This is a genomic window from Rhizobium gallicum bv. gallicum R602sp (genome assembly GCF_000816845.1).
GTDB lineage: Bacteria > Pseudomonadota > Alphaproteobacteria > Rhizobiales > Rhizobiaceae > Rhizobium > Rhizobium gallicum.
In genome coordinates this window covers 1,288,439-1,312,040 of sequence record NZ_CP006880.1, presented here as the reverse complement: position 1 = coordinate 1,312,040, position 23,602 = coordinate 1,288,439, and the positions used below count along the sequence as shown (strand labels likewise).

The 23,602-nt window shown below is 59.4% G+C and carries 26 protein-coding genes; 11 read left to right on the top strand and 15 right to left on the bottom strand.

Annotation, left to right across the window (positions count from 1 at the left end):
• The first annotated feature begins 322 nt into the window (after nt 1-322).
• Nucleotides 323-646 (top strand): DUF6665 family protein, encoded by a 324-nt coding sequence (locus RGR602_RS38940; RefSeq protein ID WP_040116580.1) that lies wholly within the window; start codon nt 323-325, stop codon nt 644-646.
• A gap of 241 nt (nt 647-887) precedes the next feature.
• Here RGR602_RS38940 and RGR602_RS29330 read toward each other — a convergent pair whose 3' ends face one another.
• Complete coding sequence (locus RGR602_RS29330) at nt 888-1,661, bottom strand: TIGR01458 family HAD-type hydrolase (RefSeq protein WP_040115522.1); 774 nt, start codon at nt 1,659-1,661, stop codon at nt 888-890.
• 453 nt (nt 1,662-2,114) lie between these two features.
• Here RGR602_RS29330 and ppk2 point away from each other — a divergent pair, with 453 nt between their 5' ends.
• The 3 genes from ppk2 to RGR602_RS29315 all read left to right on the top strand — a co-directional run bounded on the left by ppk2 (nt 2,115) and on the right by RGR602_RS29315 (nt 5,775).
• Nucleotides 2,115-3,035 carry a polyphosphate kinase 2 gene (ppk2, locus tag RGR602_RS29325; RefSeq protein WP_040115521.1) on the top strand — a complete coding sequence of 307 codons (921 nt, stop codon included), beginning with the start codon at nt 2,115-2,117 and terminating at the stop codon, nt 3,033-3,035.
• Between the two features lie 701 nt (nt 3,036-3,736).
• Nucleotides 3,737-4,471, top strand: a complete 735-nt coding sequence (locus RGR602_RS29320; RefSeq protein ID WP_040115520.1) for an SDR family oxidoreductase — start codon at nt 3,737-3,739, stop codon at nt 4,469-4,471.
• A 26-nt stretch (nt 4,472-4,497) separates the two neighbouring features.
• Entirely contained in the window at nt 4,498-5,775 is a 1,278-nt protein-coding gene (locus tag RGR602_RS29315) for an L-fuconate dehydratase (RefSeq protein WP_040115519.1), read from the top strand.
• A 4-nt stretch (nt 5,776-5,779) separates the two neighbouring features.
• Here RGR602_RS29315 and RGR602_RS29310 read toward each other — a convergent pair whose 3' ends face one another.
• Nucleotides 5,780-6,787 (bottom strand): Tim44 domain-containing protein, encoded by a 1,008-nt coding sequence (locus RGR602_RS29310; RefSeq protein WP_040115518.1) that lies wholly within the window; start codon nt 6,785-6,787, stop codon nt 5,780-5,782.
• 85 nt (nt 6,788-6,872) lie between these two features.
• Nucleotides 6,873-7,331, bottom strand: coding sequence for a YbaK/EbsC family protein (locus RGR602_RS29305; RefSeq protein WP_040115517.1), 459 nt, complete (start codon nt 7,329-7,331; stop codon nt 6,873-6,875).
• Nucleotides 7,332-7,488: 157 nt separating this feature from the next.
• Here RGR602_RS29305 and RGR602_RS29300 point away from each other — a divergent pair, with 157 nt between their 5' ends.
• Together RGR602_RS29300 and RGR602_RS29295 are read left to right on the top strand one after the other, a co-directional pair.
• Entirely contained in the window at nt 7,489-8,322 is an 834-nt protein-coding gene (locus RGR602_RS29300; RefSeq protein ID WP_040115516.1) for an amidohydrolase family protein, read from the top strand.
• Between the two features lie 178 nt (nt 8,323-8,500).
• Entirely contained in the window at nt 8,501-8,677 is a 177-nt protein-coding gene (locus RGR602_RS29295; protein WP_166677410.1) for a hypothetical protein, read from the top strand.
• A 101-nt stretch (nt 8,678-8,778) separates the two neighbouring features.
• Here RGR602_RS29295 and RGR602_RS29290 read toward each other — a convergent pair whose 3' ends face one another.
• From RGR602_RS29290 to RGR602_RS38930, 3 genes are all read right to left on the bottom strand, one after another.
• Nucleotides 8,779-9,204 carry a YybH family protein gene (locus tag RGR602_RS29290; RefSeq protein WP_040115514.1) on the bottom strand — a complete coding sequence of 142 codons (426 nt, stop codon included), beginning with the start codon at nt 9,202-9,204 and terminating at the stop codon, nt 8,779-8,781.
• A 75-nt stretch (nt 9,205-9,279) separates the two neighbouring features.
• Complete coding sequence (locus tag RGR602_RS38935; RefSeq protein ID WP_223844158.1) at nt 9,280-9,606, bottom strand: glutathione binding-like protein; 327 nt, start codon at nt 9,604-9,606, stop codon at nt 9,280-9,282.
• On the bottom strand, nt 9,551-9,913 hold the full coding sequence (locus tag RGR602_RS38930) for a glutathione S-transferase family protein (RefSeq protein WP_223844081.1): 363 nt from the start codon (nt 9,911-9,913) through the stop codon (nt 9,551-9,553). The genes RGR602_RS38935 and RGR602_RS38930 overlap by 56 nt, the downstream gene beginning before the upstream one ends.
• A gap of 193 nt (nt 9,914-10,106) precedes the next feature.
• Between RGR602_RS38930 and RGR602_RS38925 the strand changes: the two genes are divergently transcribed.
• Nucleotides 10,107-10,646, top strand: a complete 540-nt coding sequence (locus RGR602_RS38925) for a LysR family transcriptional regulator (RefSeq protein WP_223844080.1) — start codon at nt 10,107-10,109, stop codon at nt 10,644-10,646.
• A gap of 48 nt (nt 10,647-10,694) precedes the next feature.
• Complete coding sequence (locus tag RGR602_RS38920; RefSeq protein WP_323808298.1) at nt 10,695-11,021, top strand: LysR substrate-binding domain-containing protein; 327 nt, start codon at nt 10,695-10,697, stop codon at nt 11,019-11,021.
• A gap of 294 nt (nt 11,022-11,315) precedes the next feature.
• Here RGR602_RS38920 and RGR602_RS29275 read toward each other — a convergent pair whose 3' ends face one another.
• The 9 genes from RGR602_RS29275 to RGR602_RS29230 form a co-directional block, all read right to left on the bottom strand.
• Nucleotides 11,316-11,930, bottom strand: coding sequence for a TerC family protein (locus RGR602_RS29275; protein WP_040115513.1), 615 nt, complete (start codon nt 11,928-11,930; stop codon nt 11,316-11,318).
• A 143-nt stretch (nt 11,931-12,073) separates the two neighbouring features.
• Nucleotides 12,074-12,379: a hypothetical protein gene (locus tag RGR602_RS29270; protein ID WP_040115512.1), complete on the bottom strand. Its 306-nt coding sequence runs from the start codon at nt 12,377-12,379 to the stop codon at nt 12,074-12,076.
• A gap of 142 nt (nt 12,380-12,521) precedes the next feature.
• Nucleotides 12,522-12,632, bottom strand: a complete 111-nt coding sequence (gene cydX / locus RGR602_RS35205) for a cytochrome bd-I oxidase subunit CydX (protein WP_040115511.1) — start codon at nt 12,630-12,632, stop codon at nt 12,522-12,524.
• Between the two features lie 13 nt (nt 12,633-12,645).
• Nucleotides 12,646-13,797: a cytochrome d ubiquinol oxidase subunit II gene (cydB, locus tag RGR602_RS29260; RefSeq protein ID WP_040115510.1), complete on the bottom strand. Its 1,152-nt coding sequence runs from the start codon at nt 13,795-13,797 to the stop codon at nt 12,646-12,648.
• A 5-nt stretch (nt 13,798-13,802) separates the two neighbouring features.
• Nucleotides 13,803-15,383, bottom strand: coding sequence for a cytochrome ubiquinol oxidase subunit I (locus RGR602_RS29255; RefSeq protein WP_040115509.1), 1,581 nt, complete (start codon nt 15,381-15,383; stop codon nt 13,803-13,805).
• A 67-nt stretch (nt 15,384-15,450) separates the two neighbouring features.
• A complete protein-coding gene (locus RGR602_RS29250) occupies nt 15,451-17,139 on the bottom strand; it encodes an amino acid ABC transporter ATP-binding/permease protein (protein ID WP_040115508.1) in 1,689 nt (562 codons plus the stop codon).
• On the bottom strand, nt 17,139-18,839 hold the full coding sequence (cydD, locus tag RGR602_RS29245) for a thiol reductant ABC exporter subunit CydD (protein ID WP_040115507.1): 1,701 nt from the start codon (nt 18,837-18,839) through the stop codon (nt 17,139-17,141). Before cydD ends, RGR602_RS29250 begins: the two co-directional genes overlap by 1 nt.
• Before the next feature lie 4 nt (nt 18,840-18,843).
• Nucleotides 18,844-19,416 carry a GbsR/MarR family transcriptional regulator gene (locus RGR602_RS29240; protein WP_040115506.1) on the bottom strand — a complete coding sequence of 191 codons (573 nt, stop codon included), beginning with the start codon at nt 19,414-19,416 and terminating at the stop codon, nt 18,844-18,846.
• 389 nt (nt 19,417-19,805) lie between these two features.
• The gene (locus RGR602_RS29230) at nt 19,806-20,738 is read right to left on the bottom strand and encodes a dihydrodipicolinate synthase family protein (protein ID WP_040115505.1); all 933 of its coding nucleotides are present in this window, start codon (nt 20,736-20,738) and stop codon (nt 19,806-19,808) included.
• A gap of 162 nt (nt 20,739-20,900) precedes the next feature.
• Between RGR602_RS29230 and RGR602_RS29225 the strand changes: the two genes are divergently transcribed.
• From RGR602_RS29225 to cobG, 3 genes are all read left to right on the top strand, one after another.
• Entirely contained in the window at nt 20,901-21,380 is a 480-nt protein-coding gene (locus RGR602_RS29225; RefSeq protein WP_040115504.1) for a DUF2938 domain-containing protein, read from the top strand.
• A gap of 25 nt (nt 21,381-21,405) precedes the next feature.
• Nucleotides 21,406-22,164, top strand: a complete 759-nt coding sequence (cobF, locus tag RGR602_RS29220; protein WP_040115503.1) for a precorrin-6A synthase (deacetylating) — start codon at nt 21,406-21,408, stop codon at nt 22,162-22,164.
• A gap of 71 nt (nt 22,165-22,235) precedes the next feature.
• Nucleotides 22,236-23,600, top strand: coding sequence for a precorrin-3B synthase (gene cobG, locus RGR602_RS29215; RefSeq protein ID WP_170250728.1), 1,365 nt, complete (start codon nt 22,236-22,238; stop codon nt 23,598-23,600).
• The last annotated feature ends 2 nt before the right edge of the window (nt 23,601-23,602 follow it).

Here is a 23,602-nt window from a genome sequence, read left to right as displayed (position 1 = left end):
GGTCGCTGAGAGGCCGTCGGCCGAGAGCCTCCCGACACAGGAGGAGTATGCCGCATATGATGAAAATAGCGCCAATCGAGATTGTCCACACAGTCTCCTCCTCTTGATCTCGCCTCATGAAGTACCAAACTTCCGTGGGGCATAACTGTTCCTCTTTGCGCTTCCGAGCATCAATCCGCTGCCGCCGCTCGGAGCTGACGAAGTCAGGGCTGGCGGCAGTCGGCGATTGGCCAAGGTCGTGTTGCTCGCTCGATCAGGAGGATATCAGAACCGTCGCAAGCTGACGGCAGAGCTTGCCCATCGCAATATGGAAAGGCACCTCGTGAGCTTCAGACCACCACGATCGTTCTCGGATCGGCCGAATTCCGCATTCAGCCCTTTGGAATACGAACTTGCCTCGGAGCGAGCCGATGCACTTGGTCGCCAAGGCCGCAAAGTCGAGGCAGCACTTGCAAAACTTGCCGCCTCGACAAAGAGCGATAATCGCACCGCTGATCGAGAAGGCCTCTTGAATGACGCCTCGGAGGCTGTTTGGGCATTGTTCATTCAGCGGGAGATCTGCGGACTCCGCAACGACCGGGACCTCGTCACACGCTATGGGATTCCTGGCGAGGTGCTTGCGAGGGTCGGGGCCATACGGCGATGAACTCATCAGGCTGCCCTCTATTCGACTGCAAAAGACATGTGCGTTCGCAGCACGCGACCGTCATTGCTGGAAAATATAGAGTGTCAGGGAAGCGCAAAGACCAACCATGGGCGCTGCGCAGAACTCGGCTGCAGGAAGTCGTCAATGAAACCACGCAAGGGCGGACCTCCCATGCCCATACAGGAAGCTTCAGCTGACGTCGCTCAGCGGCTGCCGCGGCGATGTATCGCCACGGCCTCCATTAAATATTGCGGGCCGCGAGAATCCAGTCTGCCGCTGCAGAGATATCGTCGACCGTTACAGTTGGCGAAGGCTGAAATCGTGTGTCGTCCCCGCGACGATACTTGCCTGTACGGACGAGCACTGCTTTGGAAAGTCCGGCCTGCAAGGCACCCGCGACGTCCGTTTCCGCGTCGTCGCCCACCATGACGGCCTTTGCTTTCGGACAGTTCATGCTGGCGAGCGCGGACAGGAAGAATTCGGGCGACGGCTTTCCCAGGATAGTGGCACGCCTCTGACTTGCGAACTCCAGCGCCGCGATAAATGCGCCCGCGTCGAGACTGAGTTTACCGTCAACATCCTGGAACGTCCGGTTTGGCGCGAGCCCCAGGAATTCCGCGCCCGTGACCAGCTCGCGAAATGCGGCATTCAGGGTCTGGTAATCGAAAGCCTCGCCGGCGTCGCCGACAACAAGAGCCTTCTGTGGCCCTCCTGCCAGGTCGTGGAAATCCAGCGCAAGATCGGGATGAACCAACAGGTATGGCGATCGATCGTGCTTATCGAGCCACTCGCGCGCGGCTTGCGCCGGGGTGAAGAGCTCATCGCTTGTGGCGTAAAGTCCAAGTCCTGCAAGTCGCTGCAAGAGCGCCTGCTTGTTCGAGCGTGTCGTATTGCTCACGAACCGGATGAGTAGGCCGGCTTCGCGCAAGCGCGCAACAGCATCGGTAGCGCCCGGTATGACTTCCTCGCCGTCATAGATAACGCCAGCGAGATCCAGAAGTACTCCGCTGATCATGGACGGAGAATGAACGTCGAAGCATCATGCGTCAAATTTAGGAATTCGCCGGAGATCTTATCGCGAATCCGTGGGCCGCAAGGAAGTCGCCGACCGGCCACTCAAACCACTGACTTTCGCGACCGACTTGCGCGTGCCGCCTCGTGGCCGACGGTGATATTTGCGTTCTATTTGCGGTAAGGGAAAACGCACGGAATGACGCGAGGATCGTCGTCTTTAAGGCACAGCGCGCTATCCTGACGCGTTCTTCACGCACGCCTGTATTTTGCTATATCGAGCTCATCAAGCGCACGGTCCTTCGAAGAGTTCGAGCTCTCCCGCAACGTATTACCTGGTGTAATCGCTCCGTCATGCTGCAGGAGGGGATGGCGCTACTATGGCTTCAAAATGCCGTCATGCTGGCATGAGATAAATGGCGATGCGTGGCATGATGGGGGCACATCGGAGAGAGATATGGGTACGTCAAAGGATGATCTCGATAAACCAGACTGGCTGGAAGCCGAATTGGCCGATACGCTCGACGAGGACTACGAACTCGAGCTCTCCGAACCGGCGCTGTCGGAAGAAATCCGCAAGATCTATCGCACGTCGCATCCGCCCCCGATGCCGCGTGTCGATTACTTCCGCGCTCTTCTGGCGCTGCAGGCCGAGCTGATCAAATTGCAGGACTGGGTCTCCTATCACAGGGAGAAGGTCGTCGTGATCTTCGAGGGACGCGACTCGGCCGGCAAGGGCGGCGTGATCAAGCGCATCACGCAGCGGCTCAACCCTCGCGTGGTGAGAGTGGTCGCGCTGCCGGCTCCTTCGGACCGCGAGAAAACCCAATGGTATTTCCAGCGTTACGTGCCACATCTGCCGGCCGGTGGCGAGATCGTGCTGTTCGATCGGTCCTGGTATAATCGGTCCGGCGTTGAGCGCGTCATGGGTTTTGCGACCGAAGACGAGGTGGAACAATTCTTCAACGATGTGCCCGAATTCGAGCGCATGCTGGTGCGCTCCGGCATCCGGCTGGTCAAATACTGGTTCTCGATCACTGACGAGGAACAGCAGATGCGTTTTTTGATGCGCATTCACGATCCCCTGAAGCAATGGAAGCTGTCGCCGATGGACTTGCAATCGCGCGTACGCTGGGAAGCCTATACCAAGGCAAAGGAAGAGACCTTCGCCCGCACGAATATCGCTGAGGCGCCCTGGTACATCGTCGAGGGCAACGACAAGAAGCGGGCCCGCCTCAACTGCATCGACCACCTGCTTAAGCAGATTCCCTACGAAGACGTGCCGCATGAGGACATCACGCTCCCAGAGCGCGTTTTTAACCCCGACTACGAACGCAAGGTCCTCCCGCCGGAGCTCTACGTGCCGCCAAAATACTGAGGCTTCCAGCACAATCCACACGACCACGGCAGCGTTATCGTCGCCAAGGGTTGTCACGTGAATCCGGGCACAATTCTGCCCACTGCTTCGGATCCGGCGGGATTACGGGCGTATTGCCAATAGGCGGTGCAGGCTTGACAAGATCTCCGTCGCCGATGGACGGCGGCTTTAGCACGCCGTTGCAATCGGACAATTTCGAGGTATCCAACCCATTCGTAGGTCCTGAATTGCCGTTCTCAAGGGCGCCCGCCCGGTTTTGATGCTGATCTGGCGCCTGGCAGCGATCCGACTGACTGGCGAGCGGTTGGGCAAACGCCAATCCGCACAAAAGTCCGACGGCACATGCGCCGGTACGCTTCGTGCCTTTGACGACATTTTCTTGAATGGAGAGCATGAACCCTCCTTCGTTCGCTGTCGGGGAAACACTTTGAAATATCGAATGTTCCAAATGAGTTCCCGCGGGCGGTCAATCGACGCGAATCGCCCGATTTTGTGCTCGATGGTTTTGTCGCTGCCAACAACGAAGCGCATATGCTGGCGTGACTTAATTGACGGCCACGTCCTGGATACAGTCTCCCATCGACGTCGAGCGAGAGACGGATTCACTATTCGATTGACACCATAAAAGCCGCCGTTCAGGTTCGGCTCCGATGAAACCGAGCTCTACCCCCACGTATTGAAAACCCTGAGAAGGCCAAGACATGACCATCACTCTTTCCGGCAAGACTGTTCTGATCACAGCGGCAGCGCAAGGCATCGGCCGTGCCAGCGCAATCGCTTTTCAGCAGGCCGGCGCCAAGGTTCACGCGACGGATATCAATGCGAATGCGCTGGCAACGCTTGCCGCCGACACCGGGGTGTCGACGCACGAGCTAAACGTGCTCGACGAGGGGGCGGTTAAGGCATTGGTCGCTGAAATTGGCGCGGTCGATGTGCTCTTTAACTGCGCCGGCTTCGTGCACGCCGGATCCATTTTGGAAATGCAGGATGCCGACCTAGAGTTCGCTTTCGACCTCAATGTAAAGGCGATGATCCGCACGATCCGCGCCGTTCTTCCCGGCATGCTGGAGCGGAAGGACGGGTCGATCATCAACATGGCTTCGGTTGCCTCCAGCATCAAAGGTGTGCCGAACCGCTTTGCCTATGGCGTCACAAAAGCGGCGGTGATTGGCCTTACGAAATCCGTTGCCGCCGATTACGTCGCCGAGGGCGTCCGCTGCAATGCCATTTGTCCCGGCACGGTCGAGAGCCCGTCGCTGCAGGATCGCATGCGCGCGCAGGGCGACTATGATGCGGCCCGCGCTGCCTTTATTTTTCGCCAGCCGATGGGTCGTCTCGGCACGCCGGAAGAGATTGCAGACCTTGCCGTCTATCTTGCCGGTGCTACCTATACCAGCGGACAGGCCTACGCGATCGACGGCGGCTGGACGATCTGACCGCCCGGCTTGTTCGGGAGGAACCCATGACGGGCATTACCGGCCTTCGTGTCTTTGATCTTCGCTTTCCCACTTCGCAGAGCCTCGACGGCTCCGATGCGATGAATCCGGACCCGGATTATTCGGCGGCCTACGTTATTCTGGATACGGACGAGCCGGGACTTTCGGGCCACGGGCTCACTTTCACGATCGGCCGCGGCAACGAGATCTGTTGCCTGGCAATAAAGGCGATGGAGCATTTGGTTGTCGGCGCAGATCTTAACCAGGTTCTTGCCAATCCAGGTGGATTCTGGCGGCATCTGACCGGCGACAGCCAGCTTCGCTGGATCGGTCCGGAGAAGGGCGCCATCCACTTGGCGACGGGGGCCATTGTCAACGCTGTCTGGGATCTTCTCGCGAAGCAGGCGGAAAAGCCTGTGTGGCGGCTGGTCGCGGAGATGGCCGCGGAGGAAATCGCGGACATCGTCGACTACCGCTACCTCACCGACGTGCTGACGCGCGAGGAGGCGGTCACAATCCTGAAACGTGCCGAGGCGGGGAAGGCTGAGCGGATCGCAACGCTCGAGAAAGAAGGTTACGCCTGTTACACGACCTCTGCCGGCTGGCTCGGATATGATGATGCAAAGCTGCGCCGTCTGTGTCAGGAAGCGATCGACGCAGGTTTCAACCATGTAAAGATGAAGGTCGGCCGCGATCTCCAGGATGATATTCGCCGTCTGCGTATCGCCCGCGAGGTGATTGGCCCGGATCGTTACCTGATGATCGATGCCAATCAGGTCTGGGAGGTCAAGCAGGCAATCGACTGGGTGAAGGAACTAGCCTTCGCCAAGCCCTATTTCATCGAAGAGCCGACAAGTCCCGATGATGTGGCCGGACACCGGAAAATCCGTGAGGCGGTCCGACCGGTCAAGGTCGCAACCGGCGAGATGTGCCAAAACCGGATCATGTTCAAGCAATTCATCGCCGAAGGCGCGATCGACATCGTGCAGATCGATTCGTGCCGCATGGGCGGCCTGAACGAGGTGCTGGCCGTGCTGCTGATCGCAGCAAAATACCGTCTGCCGGTCTGGCCGCATGCGGGCGGCGTCGGCCTTTGCGAATATGTGCAACATCTGTCAATGATCGACTACGTTGCCGTGTCGGGCAGCAAGGACGGCCGCGTGATCGAGTATGTCGATCATTTGCACGAACACTTCCTCGACCCGTGCGTGATCAAGGACGCAGCCTATATGCCGCCGTCAAAGCCTGGTTTTTCAACTGAAATGAAGGCGCAGTCGATTACCGACTACACCTTCAAGGGCTGATATTTCAGGCAGCGCGCTGCTCTGTGCTCTGAATGGCGGCAAGCTTCCAGTCGCTGCCGGTTCTGCGTACAAAGGTCCAGATTTCGGTGCTTTCGCCGGGGTGGCGATCGTCACCGGAAACGAGGCGGCCGCTATCGCGATCGACCATGGCGTCGATCGACGAGTAGCGCATGGCAAGCGTTGCATAATCCTGACCGTCCTCGCGCCAGGCTTCGGCAATGTCACCCTGCAGCAGTTTGACCTCCGAGACGCGGTTGCGCACGCCGTTGGTGGCATTTTCGCCGAGTTCTTCGGCGAGATAAGACATGGCTTCGGGCGTAGTCAGCTTGCGCAACGTACTATAGTCCTCGGCGCCGTAGGCGGTCTGCACCTTGGTCAGCAGCTCCTCGAACTGATCCAGATCGGCCTGCGCCAATCCGATTTCGTCGCTTGGTCTGTCGTTGCGTGGCTGCGGTTGATAGCCTGCAGCACCTGAGCCGATTGCCGGAATGCTAAACGACGAATTGCTGTTAGACGACATATTGCTGTAGGACGAGGCACTCCGGCCACCTGCCGCACCGTATGACGGCTGGCGTCGATTGGCAAAGAAGCGCATGGCAAGCATGACTGCGCCGAAGATCAGGGCAATCTGCAGCAGCATGCCGAGGAACCCGAAGCCGCCACCGAAACCGTGGCCGAGGAGCATGCCGAGCAGCCCGCCGGCTATCAGGCCGCCTATCATCGAACGGCCAAAGCCGCCGAAGAGACCGCCAGATCGCTGCGCGTTAACAGGCTGTTGGGCGGTAGCGGGGGTCTGTGGGCGCGGCGTCATCGAACGCTCCATCGGCGCGGCCGGAGCAGGCGCGGTGCGTGTGACCGGTGGCGCCTGGAAGGTGCGCGTTCCACGGCTGCCGAATCCGCCAAAACCTCCGGCGCGGCGCGCCTCGGCATCGCTATAGGCAGCAAAAACGGAAGCGCTCGTCAGAACGGCTATCGCCGCAATCTTGGCAAAACGCGAAACGGCACTCTGCATCGTATCTCCTGTCATGCAACAACCATGGCATGTTTGCGAGCTAATATAGGTGTTCTCTTGACAATTTGAAGTTCGCCGCCGCGACTTATTGGCAGACATCGACCCATTTGGCTCTGGTGAGTTCGGCCAGCCGCTCCGTCGCGATACGGACCGCCGAATGCGTGGAACCGGCCGCCGGCACGACTTCGTCGAAACGCTTCAATGAAACATCGCAATAGACTGGAAGTGGGACGGGCAATCCAAAGGGGCAGACACCGCCCACCGGATGGCTGGTGACTTCCAGAACTTCTTCCGGTCCAAGCATGCGGCCCTTGCCGCCGAATGCATCCTTGAATTTTCGATTGTCGAGGCGAGCCGTGCCGCTTGCGACAACGAGCATCGTCTCATCACCGACCCTGAGGCAGATCGTCTTGGCGATCTGCCCCGGCTCGACTCCGTGCGCTTCGGCCGCAAGCGCCACCGTCGAAGAGCTTTCGGCGGTTTCGATGATTTCGATCTCAGGTGCATGTGCGCTGAAAAATGCGCGGACGGATTCAAAGCTCATGGGCGTACAGGACCAGAACGATCGGGATCTAAATGACCTTGGAAAGTATCTGATGCACGAGGAATTTCAATCGCATTTCGAACCTGAATGCACTTGCGAACCGTCCGGTTTTCTGAGCTTCTTTGTCGCGCCGAAAGACATTTAAGGGAGGAAGGCGATGCGGCGCGTTGATTGCCATATGCATTTCTGGACGCTGGCGATGGAGCCTTACTATTCGCTGTGGATGTCGCAGGATGACAAGGTGCTTTATCGTGACTATGGGCCGCGCGATGCCGCTCCGCTCATGGAGAAGAACAATGTCGAGGGCGTCGTTGTCGTATCGGCTGCGTCTTCTGTTCATGAAACCGGCTATCTTCTCGGTCTTGCCGACGGCCGGGATTTCATCAAGGGCGTTGTTGCCTGGCTTGATCTTCTCGCGCCGACGGCCACCGACGACCTTGGGAACTGGGCACGCTTCGCGAAGCTGAAGAGCATCCGTCCCTATCTTCAGGATCTGCCTGAAGAAGATTGGATCCTGAAAAAAGAGCTCGATCCGGCTTTCCGCGCCATGATCGACCATGGACTGCGGTTTGACGCACTGATCAAGCCGCGACATATCCTCAACACGGTGAGGTTTATCGAGCGCTATCCCGATCTGCCGGTGATCGTCGATCATATGGCCAAGCCCGAAATCGGAAGCGGCAACTTTGAACCCTGGCGGCGCGACATGGAACGCTTCCGTGATCTCGACCATGTACATTGCAAGATCTCCGGTATCGTGACCGAGGACGGGCCGGATTGGACGCCGGAGCGGCTTCAACCTTATCTCGAGACGGTGTTCGACATTTTCGGACCCGATCGCCTCGTCTTCGGCAGCGACTGGCCTGTCGTCAATCTCGTCGCGGATTACAGCCGCTGGATCGAGACGCTCGATCGCGCCATGAAGAGCCTGCCCGCCGCCGACCAGCAAAAGATCTGGGCGTCAAACGGTGAGCGATTTTACGGGCTTTGACACGGTCGACATGAAACCTATCGCGCAGCGCTTGTGCGCCCGGTTTCTGTTGCCCATCGGCGCTGTTGTCGACATGAAATGCTCGTTGCAAGAAAGGCTATCATGACTCATCTCTGACCTACTGCCGTTTCGCCTGCCGCGCACTACAGCCGCGGGCGCGCAGCGGGGGGCGATGCTGGTGGCTGCAGATTTCATCATGCAGCGCGTGACCGGCAATCCGATTGCCGGTCTGGAGGTCGCTCCGCATTTTGCGAGATTGATGGGCTTCCCGAAACCGGCGCATCAGCTTGCCACGAGCATCCTCATCGGTGCTACCGTTTTGATCTGCGCCGCGCGTCCCCATCTATCCCATTAGGTTCCCATATGGCTCTTTGCAGCTGATTGGCGGGCCCATATCTGATTTGGCTGCTCAAGGCGGCACGTCTGTAGCGGCTTGAGGTTCATGGGGCACGCATCCTACTCAGTATGCGGGGGTGCGTCGGCGGCCCAGCCCGGATCGGCTCCAAATGGATGATCAATGTAAAACACCCAGGTTCCATCGGGTAGCCGGCGGTGAACTTCCATGCCGTGGTGATGCACTCCGGTCGGTTGGCCGTCGTCGTTTATGCCCTTGATGAGCCACTGCGAACGGGTCATGGCAAAATCTCCGGCGATCGTGGTGTGGTGGGTGACAACATCCATGTGCGGCTTGAGGCCGATATAGGCAGCCATGGTACGGCGGATGCCATCGGCCCCGCGGGCAATCTTGGTCCCGCCGTGGACTTCATCGACCTCGATGATGGAGGCTTCCGGATGATACATCGCCGCCGCCGCTTCGACATCATGAGCGTTGAAAGCGCGGGCGAGCCAGAGGTTGCAGAGTTCAGGGGATGGGGCGCCCATAGACAGTCTCCTTCTATTTCGAGACACTTAAGTGATTTAACTCAACTAACACTGGAGGATTGGATGCTCGCCTTTTCAGGCCGCCACCTGCATTCCTTCGGCTGTCATCGCTGCCCGAACTGTCGGGCGCGCACCGGCGGGGGCCATGAAGTCGCCGAGACGCGGGAAAGCGATGAGATCGACCTTGGTGAAATCGGACCAGCCGGCGACGGTGAAGAGGTAGGCGTCCGCGGCAGTAAATCGGTCGCCCAACAGGAAGGGTCCGCTCCTGGCAAGATGATTCTCGACGAAATCAAGACGCTCGGCGATCTTCCTGAGCGATACGTCCTGCGCCTGAGTTCCATATTCACGGTGAAAACAGCAAGGGGCTGTAAATTCTGTGAAGCTCGGTCGCGATAAAATTCAGCCAGGCCTGGAAGCGATATCGCTCTGGCGAGCCTAGCACCGGAACCAGACCGGCATCCGGCTTGAGGTCGGCAAGAAACTGGATGATGGCGACACCCTCGGTAAGAACCGAGCCGTCGTCGAACTCTAAAACCGGAGCGTAGAGGTTGGGATTGATTGTCACGAAATCCACACCCGCTTCGCTCAGGTGTGGCGTCTTTCGGATATCCACCCGCTCCAAGTTCGAGCGTAACTCGTCGTGCTTCCAGGGCGACGATGTGGGGAGATAGCGCACAGGTTCCGGGGGCGTAGTAGAGAGTTTCACTGCTACTCCTTTCGGTTGAAGTCACGTCTTTTCCCGCGTGCTGTCACGGTTCGACGAGACCCTAGGTCATTCGACAAGCACAAAGATACGCCCAACATTGGTGCAAAGCTCGTTGGCATTTTGCCAGCCTCGTTTGCATCCCTGCAAGTGCGCTATATGTTAGGAACCGCGAGTACCGCGAGTGGAGACTGGAATGGATGACTGGAACGAGCTGCGGCTCGTCTTGGCGGTGCATAGGACGGGCGGTCTTACAGCGACGGCGGGCGCGCTCAGCATCGATCACTCGACCGTGTTTCGACGCTTGAACGCGCTGGAAAAGAGACTTGGCGTGCGATTGTTCGAACGCCTACCGGGCGGATCGTATCAGGTGACGCCTGCCGGCGAACGGATGGCCGCCGCCGCCGAGCGCATGGAGTACGAGATGCTTTCGCTCGATCGCGATCTCGCGGGCCGCGATCATCGGCTCTCCGGCAGGCTGCGCATCACCTCCTCCGAAACACTTGCATACAGCATGCTGACACGGCATATCGCAGCGTTCCGTCAGGCTTACCCTGGCATTGTCGTCGAGCTCTTGATCGATAATCGCGTGCTGAGCCTGTCCCGCCGCGAGGCTGATATCGCGCTCCGTCCGGTCCGTCCGAAGGAGGGTGATCTTTGGGGGCGTAAACTCGCTGACGTCGGCTGGACGCTTACGCATCGCCAGCGGTTCTCGACGCTATCGGCGGACCGTTAACGCGCGGTGAGGATGTGGTCGGGCATCCGCTGATCGGATGGGAAGAACATACTGCCGGGATCGCGGCCGCTGACTGGCTCGGCAGTCGCGCGTCGGGCGTCGGGCGTTGCCTTCGTCTACCGAACGAACAGTCTGGTCAATCAGTTGATCGCTGCCAAAGCCGGGATAGGCGTTGCCCTGCTTCCCTGCTATCTCGGCGACGGTCATCGCGCACTGGTGCGCGCACTTGCTGATCCTATCCCGGAATTATCAGGCGAGCTCTGGATCGTGACCCATACCGACCTGAAAGGGACTGCTCGCGTGCGCGCGTTCTTCGACGTTGTTGGCGAGGGCCTTGTCGGCGAGCGCGCGGTGTTTCAAGGCAAACCGACATAAGGAAGAAAAGCTGTCAATCGCCAGAAGGCTCGCCGCGTTGATTTCGGCAACGTCGAATTGCGCGAGGCGAGCATCCCGGCACCTGTCGCGTCTATGGCGCGCACAGATCTGGCTGGCGTCCAAAACTGCGAGTAGCACTGCCAGCCAGCCTTGCCGCTCATCCAGGGCGGCGCGCGCATGGCCCGCCCCACCATCGACGCTGACCTCGACCTCGATGATGCCGCGGTTTGTGAAGGAAAAGCGGAACGGCTCTCGCCGATCCGCTTAAAAGGTCAATTGCGTCAGCTCTTTAGGCTAGAGATGCGGCCACACTTCCAGGACGCCTCGATGAATCATGTCGAGGGAGACATAAAGGATAATGAGCAGGCCGACATAGGCGATCCAGCGATGGCGGTTGAGCAGGCGGGCGATGATGTTCGCCGCGACACCCATCATAGCGATCGAGAGCGCAAGGCCCAGGATAAGCACGGTCGGGTGGTCGCGTGCGGCACCGGCAACGGCCAGCACGTTGTCGAGCGACATCGACACGTCGGCGACGACGATCTGGGTTGCAGCTTGCATGAAAGTCTTCTTAGGTCCGGTGGACGCTTCGCCTTCCAGACCAATCTCCCCGCCGTTTGCGTGCTGGGAGCGAAGCTCGCGCCACATCTTCCAGCAGACCCAGAGCAGGAGCAGACCACCGGCAAGCAGCAAGCCGACGATGCTCAAGAGCTGAACCGTCACGGATGCAAAAAGAATGCGCAAAACGGTGGCGGCGAGAATGCCGACCAGAATGGCCTTCTTGCGCTGTACGACCGGAAGCCCGGCTGCAGCAAGGCCAATGACGACGGCGTTGTCGCCGGCAAGAACAAGATCGATCGCGATGACCTGCAGGAGTGCAGTCAGGCCCGCAGCAGTAAAGATTTCCATGGAAACGTCCCCAGAATGCCTTTTAGAAGCGTGCTAGTGTCCCCGGAACGCCACGTCAACCATGAATGACGCAGGGTCAAGCAAATGCGAAGCGGGGAAGCCGCTCTGTCCCCAAGTTTTTAGGGACGCGCGTACCAGCAAATTCAGTGCTTCAGCTTGATGATGATCTCCCGGTATTCGTCGGCAATGGCAATCGCTGCCTTTACAACGATCGGACTGATCGATTTGTGATCAATCGCCAGGCGGCAGGTTTCGAAGACGCCGCGTAGTTCGTTTTCGATATCCGAGAGATGGGGATATTTCTGCACCAGAAGATGGGGTAGAATCTTAGCCTTTTCCTTCATAGGTTTGGTTTCATTGGGAAAACTCTGCGGGTCGGCGATCACCTCCCGGATTGCGTCTTCAAGACGCCATGTCGCACCAATCATATCCGTGACTGACACCGTCATATCTTCTCCTGCCCGCGCGCCATTCTTCCGATGGGTATTAAGACGCAATCCTTGTGCCAGATTGACCAAAGTCGCTGCTGGGACGGGACGGCGGTGGCAGGCCGCATTCAGGGCCGGGATTTTGCCCTGACCTTTTTGTTTGTCATTGTTTCTTCTTCTTTGCTTCGTCGTCGACGAGCTCGTACCACATGGCGTTGAGGACGGCGAAGGCGGCCGCCAGCGGCAGCCCGAGCATCCATGCGAAGTACCACATCTTCTTGTCTCCCTCAGTAGGCGTGTCCGCTTTTGTCGGTAACCGACTTTTCGTCGACTTTGCCCCACAGCACTTTGTAGACCCAGGCAGTGTAAGCGGCGACAATCGGCAGAAAGATCAGCGAAACGACGAGCATGATGAAAAGCGTCATATGGCTCGAGGAAGCATCCCAGACCGTCAGGCTTGATCGCGGATCGAGCGAGGAGGGCAGAATGAAGGGAAACATCGAGACGCCGACCGTTGCGATGATGCCGAAGATCGAGAGCTTGCTGAAGAGCAGGGTCGAGACCTCGCGCCTCGCCCGCATTGCCGTAAACGAAAGCGCCGCACCCAGCAAGCCGAGTAGCGGAGCAATCGCCAGCCACGGATAGGTGCTGTAGTTCGCAAGCCACGAACCGTCATGCTGCGCCGTTTTCAAGAGCGGATTTGACGGACCGGCCGGGCTGATGGTGCTGGTGATGCGATAGCCATCAATGCCAAGCGCCAGGAAAAGGCCGCCAAGGCCGAAGAGTACGACAACGCAAAGGGCAGCGATACTTCCATAGTTTCTGGCGCGCTCGGCAACGGGACCGCTCGCCTTCAGCACCAGCCAGGATGCGCCGTGCAGCACGAGCATGGCGACCGAGAGCAAGCCGCAAAGCAGCGCATATGGATTGAGAAGGCCGAAGAATGAGCCTTCGTAAAAAATGCGCATGTCGTCGGCAAAACGGAAAGGCACTCCCTGCAGCACATTGCCGACGGCAACGCCGAAGATCAGCGACGGTACGAAGCCGCCGATGAACAGCGCCCAGTCCCAGTTGTTGCGCCAGCGCGCACTATCACGCTTCGAACGGTACTTGAAGCCGACCGGGCGCAAGATGAGCGCAAAGAGGACCGCGAACATGGCGAGATAAAAGCTTGAGAAGGAAACGGCATAGAGCGGCGGCCACGCGGCGAAGATCGAGCCGCCCCCAAGGATCAGCCAGACCTGATTGCCTTCCCAGACCGGCCCGATCGTGTTGATTGCGATACGGCGTTCCGTGTCGGTCTTCGCGACAAAGGGCAACAGCGTGCCGACACCTAGATCGAAGCCGTCGGTTGCCGCAAAGCCGATCAGCAATACGCCAAGCAGCAGCCACCAGATGACGCGCAGGGTTTCGTAGTCGATGAGTTGATGAAGGATCATGGCGATCACTCCGCTGCTGGTACGAGGGTTTCGGAAATAAGTGCGGCGTCTGGCTCCTCATCCGGATCGGGCCCTTGCCGGATCGCTTTGATCATCAGGCTCATTTCGACGACGATGAGCGTCGTATAAAGTGCGGCAAAGCCGATGATGGTGAGGAGCACCGTGCTTGCCCCCAGGCTGGAAACTGCCATCGCCGTCGGCAGCACCCCTTCGATGACCCAGGGCTGGCGGCCGACCTCGGCCACGATCCAACCCGCCTCGATGGCAATCCAAGGAAGTGGTATGGCGAAAACGGCGACCTTCAGGAGCAGCGGATATTTGTCGAGGTGGCGGCGGGCCGACAGCCAGAAGAAGATCGCCGTCAGGAGGATGAAGAACATGCCGAGCCCGACCATTATGCGGAACGACCAAAAAAGGGTCGGTACATGCGGGATCGTGTCGCGTGCAGCCTGGGCAATCTGTTCATCTGTTGCCTGGCGCGGATCATCGACATAGCGCTTCAATAGAAGTGCATAGCCGAGCTGGTGGCCCAGGTCGTCGAAGGAGCTACGAACCTCCTGTGCAATGCCGGCCGGTGTTGAAGCCGCGCGGATTTGCATCAGCGCATCGTAGGCCTTGATGCCTTCGCGGATACGCGTTTCGGCCTGCTGTTCAAGCTTGTCGATCCCTGGAATTTCGGTGGTCAGCGAGCGTGTCCCGATCAGCCCCATGACCCATGGGATATGGACGGCGAAATGCGTCTCACGCGATTGCTGGTCTGGAAAGCCGAAGGCCGTGAAGGCTGCAGGCGCCGGTTCCGTTTCCCACATAGCCTCGATTGCGGCGAGCTTCATTTTTTGGTTTTCCGTTGCCAGATAGCCGCTCTCGTCGCCGAGTACGACCACCGAGAGAGCTGAGGCAAGTCCGAAGGAGGCGGCCACCGTCATCGAGCGCTTGGCAAGCTCGATATGGCGTCCTCTCAGCAGGTACCACGCCGAGACACCGAGCACGAAGATCGAGGCACAGACGTAGCCGGCAGAAACCGTATGCACGAACTTCGCTTGCGCGACCGGATTGAAGACCACGTCGAAGAAGCTCGTAATCTCCATGCGCATGGTCTGCGGGTTGAGCGCCGAGCCGACCGGGTTCTGCATCCAGCCATTGGCGATCAGAATCCAGAGCGCCGAGAAGTTGGAGCCGAGCGCCACGGCCCAGGTGGCAACCAGATGCCCCACTTTGGACAGCTTGTCCCAGCCGAAGAAGAAGAGGCCGACGAAAGTCGCTTCCAGAAAGAAGGCCATCAGCCCTTCGATCGCCAGCGGCGCACCGAAGATGTCGCCGACATAATAGCTGTAATAGCTCCAGTTCATACCGAACTGGAACTCCATGACGATGCCGGTCGCCACGCCCAGTACGAAGTTGATGCCGAAGAGCGTGCCCCAGAATTTCGTCATCTGCCGCCAGATCTGCCTGCCGGTCATCACATAGGTCGTTTCCATGATCGCGAGCAGCACCGACAGCCCGAGCGTCAACGGCACGAACAGGAAGTGATAAAGCGCCGTCAGGGCGAACTGGAAGCGCGATAGCGCGACGATATCTAGTTCCATTGTTTTTCTTCCCACGGTCCCAGAGGATTCGAACGGGCGCCGCCGGCGTCCGCGGTAAGCGCAGCACTCAATCCGGCCTTAGCCGCTCGAGCGCTCTTTCGAACGCCGCCTCTCCACGGCGCGATAGTTCTGTAATACGACCGTCTTTGATGACTGCGATCTGATCGGCGATCGCAGCCTCCCGGCGGGCATGGCATGCAATGACGAGGGAACGGCCATACGCCCGGTCCTTGAGGCGGGACATGACGTCGCTTGCCGTTGCGCTGTCGAGACCTTCCGTCGCTTCATCGAGCAGCCAAAGCGGCGTGTCGCGAAGGAAGAGGCGTGCAAGCGCCAGACGACGGGACTGGCCGCCGGAAAGACCGAAACCGCCTTCGCCAAGAGGTGTGCCGAGCCCTTTCGGCAAAGCCTCGACTTCCGAAAGCAGACCCGCAGCGACAAGCGCTTCGCGCAACTCCGCGTCGCTTGCCTCAGGCTTGGCGAGCCGCAGATTGCCTTCGAGCGTATCCTGAAAGAGTTCGGTCTTTTGTGTCAGAAGCGTCGCATCGACGCATGCAGCAGTCCCAACGCGCGGCTCAATTTCATCTGCGAGCAGCGACAGCAGTGTCGATTTTCCGGCACCGCTCGGGCCGATGACGGCCAATGCTTCACCCAGCCTCAGTTCAAGGCTGATGGCATGGAGCGCATCTGCGGCGCAGCCGTCATGTCTGACGCTGACCTCCTGCAGACCAAGAGCGATACCGGCTTCAGGGGCACTTCTTATTTGTCGCAACGTCTCTTCAGTCAGGCGCGGACCGATCCGCTTGGCTGCGACTAGGACACGGCCGAATTCCAGGGCACCGCGCCGCAGGGCCGTGAAGGGTTCGACGGCTGCAAAGGCGATCAGCAGCCCCAATGCGGCAACCGGTGCAGTGATCGCCTTTACTTCGGCAAGCGCGGCTACCGCAAGAAGCGAGCCGGCGAGCAAGATCGCCGTGCCGAGGCCGAAGGTCAGGGTGACGCCCGTTTCGATCCGATTTAGATGACGATCGGCCCTGGCGGTATAGCGATCGGCTGCGAGAACGGACGCGCATTGCGCTTTTATGCGCGATGCCATCATGAGGTCTGTCTGGCCGGCGGTCAGGTCGATGGCGCGCGAGCGAAGCGCCTCGATGCCGTAAGCGCGGCGCCGCGCAGGCTTGCTGGCAAGGCCGCCTGCGACGATCGGAACCCAGATGCCGGAGCCAAGCAAAACCGCGCCGACCGTGAGCCCGAAGGCGGGGTGCATGATGCCCAGCGTGACGACCGCGACAACCGCGGCACCGATCGCGGCACCTATGGGAACGAGAATTCTAAGGTAGAGCGAATCCAGCGCATCGATATCAGCCGTCAGGCGAAATAGCGCTTTTGAGGGCCGGCGGAGAAGATTGCGTGCGGCATCAGGTGCCGCCCAGCCACGAAAAAGCGTTTCACGAAGCGCCGCCAATATGCCCAGCGTCGCATCATGCGTCGTCATCCGCTCGCCGTATCGCGCAGCCGTACGGCTGATTGCAAGCAGGCGGATTGCGGCTGCCGGCGCAAAGACGTCGAAGGCGACGGCTGTCGCAGAGAGACCGGCAATCGACGCGGCAGTGATGAACCAGCCCGACAAGCCGAGCAGGGCAAGGCCCGCAATGACCGTGGCGGCAGAAAGCAAGGCACCGGCCAATAAACCACGCGGGTTTTCAGAAAAGAAAAGCTTGAGGATCGGCGCCAGGATCCGGATCAGTTTTCTCATTACTCAGCAGCCTCTTGTAAGAACGGTGCATCGATGACGATCCTGCGGTCCATGCGCGCAGCAAGACGCGCATCATGCGTGGCAACGATAAGCGTCCGCTCGCTGGCAAGGGCAATCAGGCTTTCCGTGATCTCCGCAGCAGTCACCGCGTCGAGATGCGCCGTCGGTTCGTCCGCCAGGATGATGCGAATGAAAGGATTGGCGGCCGCCCGTGCGATCGCAAGTCGCAACGCTTCGCCGCCGGAAAGTCCGGCACCGCCTTCGCCGAGTGTCCGCTTGCCGTAGGCGGCCGCAACGCCGTCCAGTCTGGCAAGCGCCAAAGCCTCCTGCAGGACGCTGCAATGTCTGTCCAGCAAGACATTGCTCGCCAAGCTTCCGGCAAATATATGCGGCGACTGGCCGATCCAGGCCATGGTGCTGCGCACGCCCGCATCCACGGGCCGGCCATCAATCAGGACTTCACCCGTCTGAGGCGGTGCCAGACCGGCGATCAGCGCAAGCAGCGTGGATTTTCCCGCACCGCTCGCACCTGCAAGCGCGACATGCTCACCGTCCGTAATCAGACAGTTGAAGCCGGTAAGCGCGGAAGGCCGCAAGCGATCGTAACGGAAGCTGACATCGTTGAATTCAATGTCGAGCCGATCGCGCGGCGCCGGGCCGGTGCTCTCCGTATCTACGATCTCAATGCCGCCGCGCTCGCAAAGGCTGTCGAGTGCCTTTATCGCCGCTTCTCCGGCGGCACGGTCGTGCCAAACGGCGCAGAGTTCGCGCAAGGGTTCGAAAAAGGCGGGTGCGAGAAGGAGTATGAAAAGGCCTTCGGCCAGGCTGAGCTTGCCCGACCATGTCCCGAAGTGAATTTCGCCAAGGAGGCTGAAGCCCACAAAGACCGCGACCATTGCGACGCTGAGCGCAGCAAAGAGCTCCAGCACGGCCGAGGAGAGAAAGGCGATTTTTAGCACCGCCATGGTGCGTGTCTTGAGGTCTTCCGCATCTGCCCGCAGCCGCGTAGCCGTCAGCCCGACTGCATTAAACGAGCGGATCGTGGCCAGTCCACGGAGCCGGTCGAGAAGGAATGCATTGAGCCTGCCTGTTGCAGCGAGCTGCTTTTCGCTGGCGGCCTGTGCGCGCCAGCCGATGAGTGCCATGAAAAGCGGAATAAATGGCATTGCAATGAAGAGCACGAGCGCGGCAACCCAGGAAGTCGCTAGCACGCAAGCAAGGATAACCAGAGGGGTGACGCTCGCTTTGAAGCGAGCGGGAAAAAAGCGCGCGAAGTAGGGAACGACAAGCTCCGCCTGCTCGCCGAGGATGCTCGCAACCTGCCCGGAAGCAGGACGCGTGCCGTCGATCGGCGATCGCCGGGCAAGCGCTGCAACGGCAACCTGTCTCCTCAAACTCAGTTCGGTCCGCGCGCTGTCGAGGGCAATCTTGCCGCCAACCGCGTCAAGCAACGCCTTTGCAATACCGAATACCAGCACAAAAATGGCGGACCAAAGGACATCACGAGGTCCATCGCCATCTGTAATGCCGCCGACGGCATAAGCGAGCAGACTGGCTTGCGGGATCCATAAGAGAGCGCCAGCGGTTTGAAGCGAAGCGGCATGACGAAGCCCTAAGGGCCTGGCCGAGCGGGCCGGCAAGCCAGTTGCTGGCGCTCCGGCTGCATGCGCTTTTCCCTCGTCGAAGAAAGCACTCCCCATCGCGCTAGCTCTTGTTCGCAGGCCGTCGGCCACGGCCGAGTGAAACCACCCGGTCCTTGGCTTCAAGAAGCTTCGTAACCTTTGCTCCCAAAGAGAGTAGCGTTGCGAGGCGCTCTGTTTCAAGTTGTTTCACGTCCTCATACCAATGCGTCAGCTGCTCGATCAGGCCGTGCATTTCGCTCATCCGCTCCTGGGCGAAGCGTTCGGCTTCGCTCGCCGGCCTTTGCATGAGGATTTCACGCAGAACCGAGAGTGTCGGATCGACCTCGCGCTTCTTGCGCTCTTCAGCAAGCGTGCGCAGGATGAGCCAGACATCGTCAGGCGTAGTGAAGAAATCCCTGCGGTCGTCAGGTCTATGCTTCAAAAGTACAAGGTTCCATGCCTGCAGCTCCCGCAGGCTCATCGAAACATTCGATCTTGAGATGCCGAGCGCGTCGACGATCTCGTCGGCGCAAAGCGACGAGGGCGAAACGTAAAGAAGCGCATAGATCTGGCCGACCGTGCGATTGATGCCCCAACGCGAGCCCATCTCACCAAAATGCAGAACGAAGGATTGAACGAGCGGCGGAAGATTCATTGGCGATTCCGTTTTTCTACGATTTCAGAATTTTCTGAAACTACTATACACCGTTTGTCACTGCTCTCAATCGAGCAAACCACGGCTGCGGCAATTTGGTTGCATGGCCGAGCTCAGCCCCACTGGTCACCATGCCCAGACGGAACGCAGGCTCTTTCTGCTGGCCGCGTGCTGTCACGTGATGAAAAGAGAACGGCCGATCTGGGCGCGACTCATGTCGGATGGCAAAATCTCCAGTCGATCACGAAGCGCTTTCGACATGATGATTGCCGCCATCGCCGAGGCCAACCAATGCCTAGCCATCACGAGCAAGATTGCTACACATTGAGCATATTAGTCCGGCTCAAAAAACGATCGAGAAACATAGAGCGCCGAACGGAAGAGGCGGGCTAGGTCCTGAACGCCGCGCGCTTGTCGTATCTTGCAACGCGTGAAAGGAGGTAATCGATCTCTGCCTTTGCCCTCTCCGAAATGCTTCCCGCGGGCTTGCGCTGGGAATCGCTGGCGATCGCGCCGCGCTTTTTGAGAACATATTTGCGTATGGCAAGGCCAACGCCCTGCTGCTGCTCGTAGCGAACGAGCGGCAGATGCGCATCGAAGAGGTCATGTGCCGCCTCCCGGTTTCCGGCCTGCTGGAAATTCACGACGTCGACCAGCATGTCCGGGAAGGCGTAACCAGTCATCGCGCCATCGGCGCCGCGCTCCATCTCGAAATCGAGAAACAATCCGCCGTTGCCACAAAGGATCGAAATATCGCGCATTTCGCTCGCCTTTTGCGCTGCCCGCAACCGGGAAATCTTCTCAAGCCCCGGCCAGTCTTCGTGCTTCAGCATCACGCAGGATGGATGATTGTTAACGATCTTCTGGATGACGCCAGGCGTCATCACCACGGTCAGCGTCAGCGGATAGTCCTGGATGACGAAAGGAATATCCTCGCCGATCGCCTCGACCGCCTGGGCATAGTAGCCGATGATTTGATCGTCCGTCCGAAGCGACGGCGGTGGGGCGATCATGACGCCCTGAGCACCAATATCCATGGCGCCACGCGCAAGCGAGCGCATCGCCGCAAAGCCCGGCGCCGAGACGCCGACGATCACCGGGACGCCGGCGCGCTTCACGACCTGCCGGGTGATTGCAAGCGACTCCTGCGGGTCAAGCTTCGGTGCTTCGCCCATGATTCCGAGAATGGTAAGCCCGCTCACGCCGCACCCGAGATAGAAATCGGTGAGCCGGTCGACCGACACCGTGTCCAGCCGTCCGTCCGGATGAAACGGCGTTGCTGCGATGGCATAGACGCCCGTGGCTGTGTGATCGAGCTTCATTGCGCACTCTCCCTTTTGGCCGGAACTTAGGGGTAGTCATCGTTCCGATCAATTGAAATGCGCCGTTTTCGCAGGGATCCGGTGCAAGTGTAAGAGCGCTGTTGCAGGGCTTGCCGCGCGTGTTTAAGACAGTCCAGCAATTTACGACTCTGGATCTTCTTCATGTTCGATATTTTTTGGCGTGGCATTGCAATGGGGATCGGCGCGACGATCCTCATGGACATTTGGGCAATCGTCCTTTTCCAGGCCCTCGGTCAGGCGCCTGCCAACTGGGCGCCTGTCGGACGGTGGTTCTGGCATCTCGGGCGCGGCAAGGTATTCCACGACAGTATCGCCAATGCAGAGCCCTATCGGCACGAGCTGGCACTCGGGTGGATCGGCCATTATGCCACCGGCATCATCTATGGCCTTGCTCTTGCGGCCATCACGGGGCCATCCTGGCTGGCAGCGCCGACCTTCCTCCCCGCCTGGATCCTTGGTATTGTCACGGTCGGGGCCGGCTGGTTCCTGCTGCAGCCCGGGCTTGGCATCGGCTGGGCCGCGTCGAAGACGCCGAACCCGAACAAGGTGCGCGCGCTCAATCTGATCGCGCATACCGTCTTTGCCATTGGGCTCTACGGCACCGCGCTTTTGATCGCCTAACGGCGCAAGACCGCAAGGAGGCTCAGTGAAGCATATTTACGCGATCGGCATCGGCACCGGGAACCTGGAGCACATGACCATTCAGGCGATCAATGCCATGAATGGTGCCGATTTAGTCTTCATTCCCACAAAAGGTGCACAGAAAGAAGAGCTTGCAGATGTCCGCCGCGCAATCTGTGAGCGGTATCTCAAGCAGGCGGATGGCAAGATCATCGAATTTGCGGTGCCTCTTCGCGAGACGAAGGAGCGCAGCTATGGGCAAAGCGTCGATGAATGGCACGCCGCGATTGCTGCCACCTATCGTCGGCTGATCAGCGATTTGCCTGAGAATGGCACGGCTGCTTTCCTCGTATGGGGCGATCCAAGCCTTTACGACAGCACATTGCGCATCCTGGAACGGGTGCGGGATAAAGTGGAATTCGATCTCACCGTCATCCCGGGCATTACCAGCATTCAGGCGCTTGCCGCCAGCCACCGCATTCCTATCAGTCTCGTCGGCAAGTCGGTGGAGATTACGACCGGCCGAAGGCTTGCCGAAGAGGGGCTTAAGACGGAAAGTACGGTTGTAATGCTCGACGGCATCCAGGCGTTTACGAAGATCGACGACCCGGATGCGGAGATCTTCTGGGGAGCCTATCTTGGCACGCAGGACGAAATCATCCGTGCCGGGCGGCTCGGCGACGTCGCCGATGACATCGTAAGGACTCGGGCCGAAGCGCGCGAACGGCACGGTTGGATCATGGATATCTACCTGTTGCGCAAAGGTCGCGATTTTCAGGATTAGTCCAGAGGATTAGTCCGGGCTCTTTAACCCAAGGGTGCCGCCCCGTAGGGGCATGGATGAAAGGACGAGCCATGGGCCTTGCCGGCGAAAAAGAGATCGACATGGAAGGGCGCGTCATTGCTGCACCAGGCCCGCGCCGAGGCGCCTGTCCGACACTTGCTGCACCCATGGCGACCGGCGACGGCCTTCTTGTACGGTTGCGGCCGGCCGGCGGCGCGCTAACGCCTTCGCAATTGAATATGCTTGCAGCCTCCGCAGCGGCATACGGCAATGGCCTTCTGGAAATTTCTGCGCGGGGAAGTCTGCAAGTCCGCGGCCTGCGGCCGGAAACTATCGGGCGGCTCGCCTCTGATGTTGTTGCGGCTGGGATCCTTGTGCCAGCAGGTCCGCCGATCGAGCTATCGCCGCTGCATGGCATCGACCCGGGTGAGATAGGAAGTGCCGCCGCGATCGAAGCCCGGCTGCGAGATGAGCTCAAGATCGCGCTGTCTTCACCATTTTTGGCCCCGAAGCTCTCAATCATCGTCGACGGTGGAGGATATTTCGGTCTATCCAGCCTTTCGGCCGATATCCGCGTTGTCGCTCTGGACGCGGGCCGCTGGCTGGTCGCCATAAACGGTGATGCAAAGACGGCAAAAACGGTTTGTATCGGTTCAGCGGATGACGTCACCCGGGCGGTTGGGCAATTGCTGGCGATGCTGATGGAAATTGGCAAGAATTCTCGAACGCGCGACATTGGACTGCTTGCATTGCGCGATGTGTTTCCAGCAATGGAAGCGCAATTTGCCACCGGGCCACATGCGGAAATGCCGGGGCCTGGCCTTCATCAGCTCTGCGACCACAGTCGGATCCTTGGCCTCAGACCGCGTTTCGGCCAGATGAAGGCAAGCGACCTGTCAAGATTTCTGGAAGAAACCGAACGCCTCGGTGCAGCGGAAATACGCCTGGCACCGGGCCGCCAGTTCCTCGTGACGGGCTGCAGCACAGAGCACGCGAAGGCCTTGCAGACAGCTGCAAAGGAGTATGGCTTTAGCTCCGATCCGAATGATCCATCTGCAAATATTGCGGCATGCGCCGGGGCGGGCGCCTGCGCCTCTGGCCTTTATGAAACAAGGATGCGGGCACAGCATTTACTGCGGCATTCACCGGATCTTTTCGATGGATCGCTGACGTTTCATCTCTCGGGTTGTTCCAAGGGATGCGCTCATCCGCGACCGGCGCTGGCGCTGACTGGAATGCCGAGCGGTTATGGTATTGTGTTGAGCGGACATGCAGGCGACAGGCCCGATGCAACGATTGCTGGCGGCGAGATTGATTTCGCTATAGAGAAGCTCGCCCGGCTTGTCGGGGAGAACAAGAGCGCTGATGAATCGGCTGCTGCCTGCCTGACGCGGCTCGGCCTCCAGACGATCGTGAAGGCGCTGAAACAGGAATAAGT

Coding starts and splice junctions, on each gene's coding strand:
- RGR602_RS29330 (WP_040115522.1), bottom strand. CDS start 1,661: ATGATCAGCGGAGTACTTCTGGATCTCGCTGGCGTTATCTATGACGGC.
- ppk2 (WP_040115521.1), top strand. CDS start 2,115: ATGGGTACGTCAAAGGATGATCTCGATAAACCAGACTGGCTGGAAGCC.
- RGR602_RS29320 (WP_040115520.1), top strand. CDS start 3,737: ATGACCATCACTCTTTCCGGCAAGACTGTTCTGATCACAGCGGCAGCG.
- RGR602_RS29315 (WP_040115519.1), top strand. CDS start 4,498: ATGACGGGCATTACCGGCCTTCGTGTCTTTGATCTTCGCTTTCCCACT.
- RGR602_RS29310 (WP_040115518.1), bottom strand. CDS start 6,787: ATGCAGAGTGCCGTTTCGCGTTTTGCCAAGATTGCGGCGATAGCCGTT.
- RGR602_RS29305 (WP_040115517.1), bottom strand. CDS start 7,331: ATGAGCTTTGAATCCGTCCGCGCATTTTTCAGCGCACATGCACCTGAG.
- RGR602_RS29300 (WP_040115516.1), top strand. CDS start 7,489: ATGCGGCGCGTTGATTGCCATATGCATTTCTGGACGCTGGCGATGGAG.
- RGR602_RS29290 (WP_040115514.1), bottom strand. CDS start 9,204: ATGGGCGCCCCATCCCCTGAACTCTGCAACCTCTGGCTCGCCCGCGCT.
- RGR602_RS38925 (WP_223844080.1), top strand. CDS start 10,107: ATGGATGACTGGAACGAGCTGCGGCTCGTCTTGGCGGTGCATAGGACG.
- RGR602_RS29275 (WP_040115513.1), bottom strand. CDS start 11,930: ATGGAAATCTTTACTGCTGCGGGCCTGACTGCACTCCTGCAGGTCATC.
- RGR602_RS29270 (WP_040115512.1), bottom strand. CDS start 12,379: ATGACGGTGTCAGTCACGGATATGATTGGTGCGACATGGCGTCTTGAA.
- cydX (WP_040115511.1), bottom strand. CDS start 12,632: ATGTGGTACTTCGCATGGATGCTCGGGCTGCCGCTGGCGGCCGCCTTC.
- cydB (WP_040115510.1), bottom strand. CDS start 13,797: ATGATCCTTCATCAACTCATCGACTACGAAACCCTGCGCGTCATCTGG.
- RGR602_RS29255 (WP_040115509.1), bottom strand. CDS start 15,383: ATGGAACTAGATATCGTCGCGCTATCGCGCTTCCAGTTCGCCCTGACG.
- RGR602_RS29250 (WP_040115508.1), bottom strand. CDS start 17,139: ATGAGAAAACTGATCCGGATCCTGGCGCCGATCCTCAAGCTTTTCTTT.
- cydD (WP_040115507.1), bottom strand. CDS start 18,839: ATGGGGAGTGCTTTCTTCGACGAGGGAAAAGCGCATGCAGCCGGAGCG.
- RGR602_RS29240 (WP_040115506.1), bottom strand. CDS start 19,416: ATGAATCTTCCGCCGCTCGTTCAATCCTTCGTTCTGCATTTTGGTGAG.
- RGR602_RS29230 (WP_040115505.1), bottom strand. CDS start 20,738: ATGAAGCTCGATCACACAGCCACGGGCGTCTATGCCATCGCAGCAACG.
- RGR602_RS29225 (WP_040115504.1), top strand. CDS start 20,901: ATGTTCGATATTTTTTGGCGTGGCATTGCAATGGGGATCGGCGCGACG.
- cobG (WP_170250728.1), top strand. CDS start 22,236: ATGGGCCTTGCCGGCGAAAAAGAGATCGACATGGAAGGGCGCGTCATT.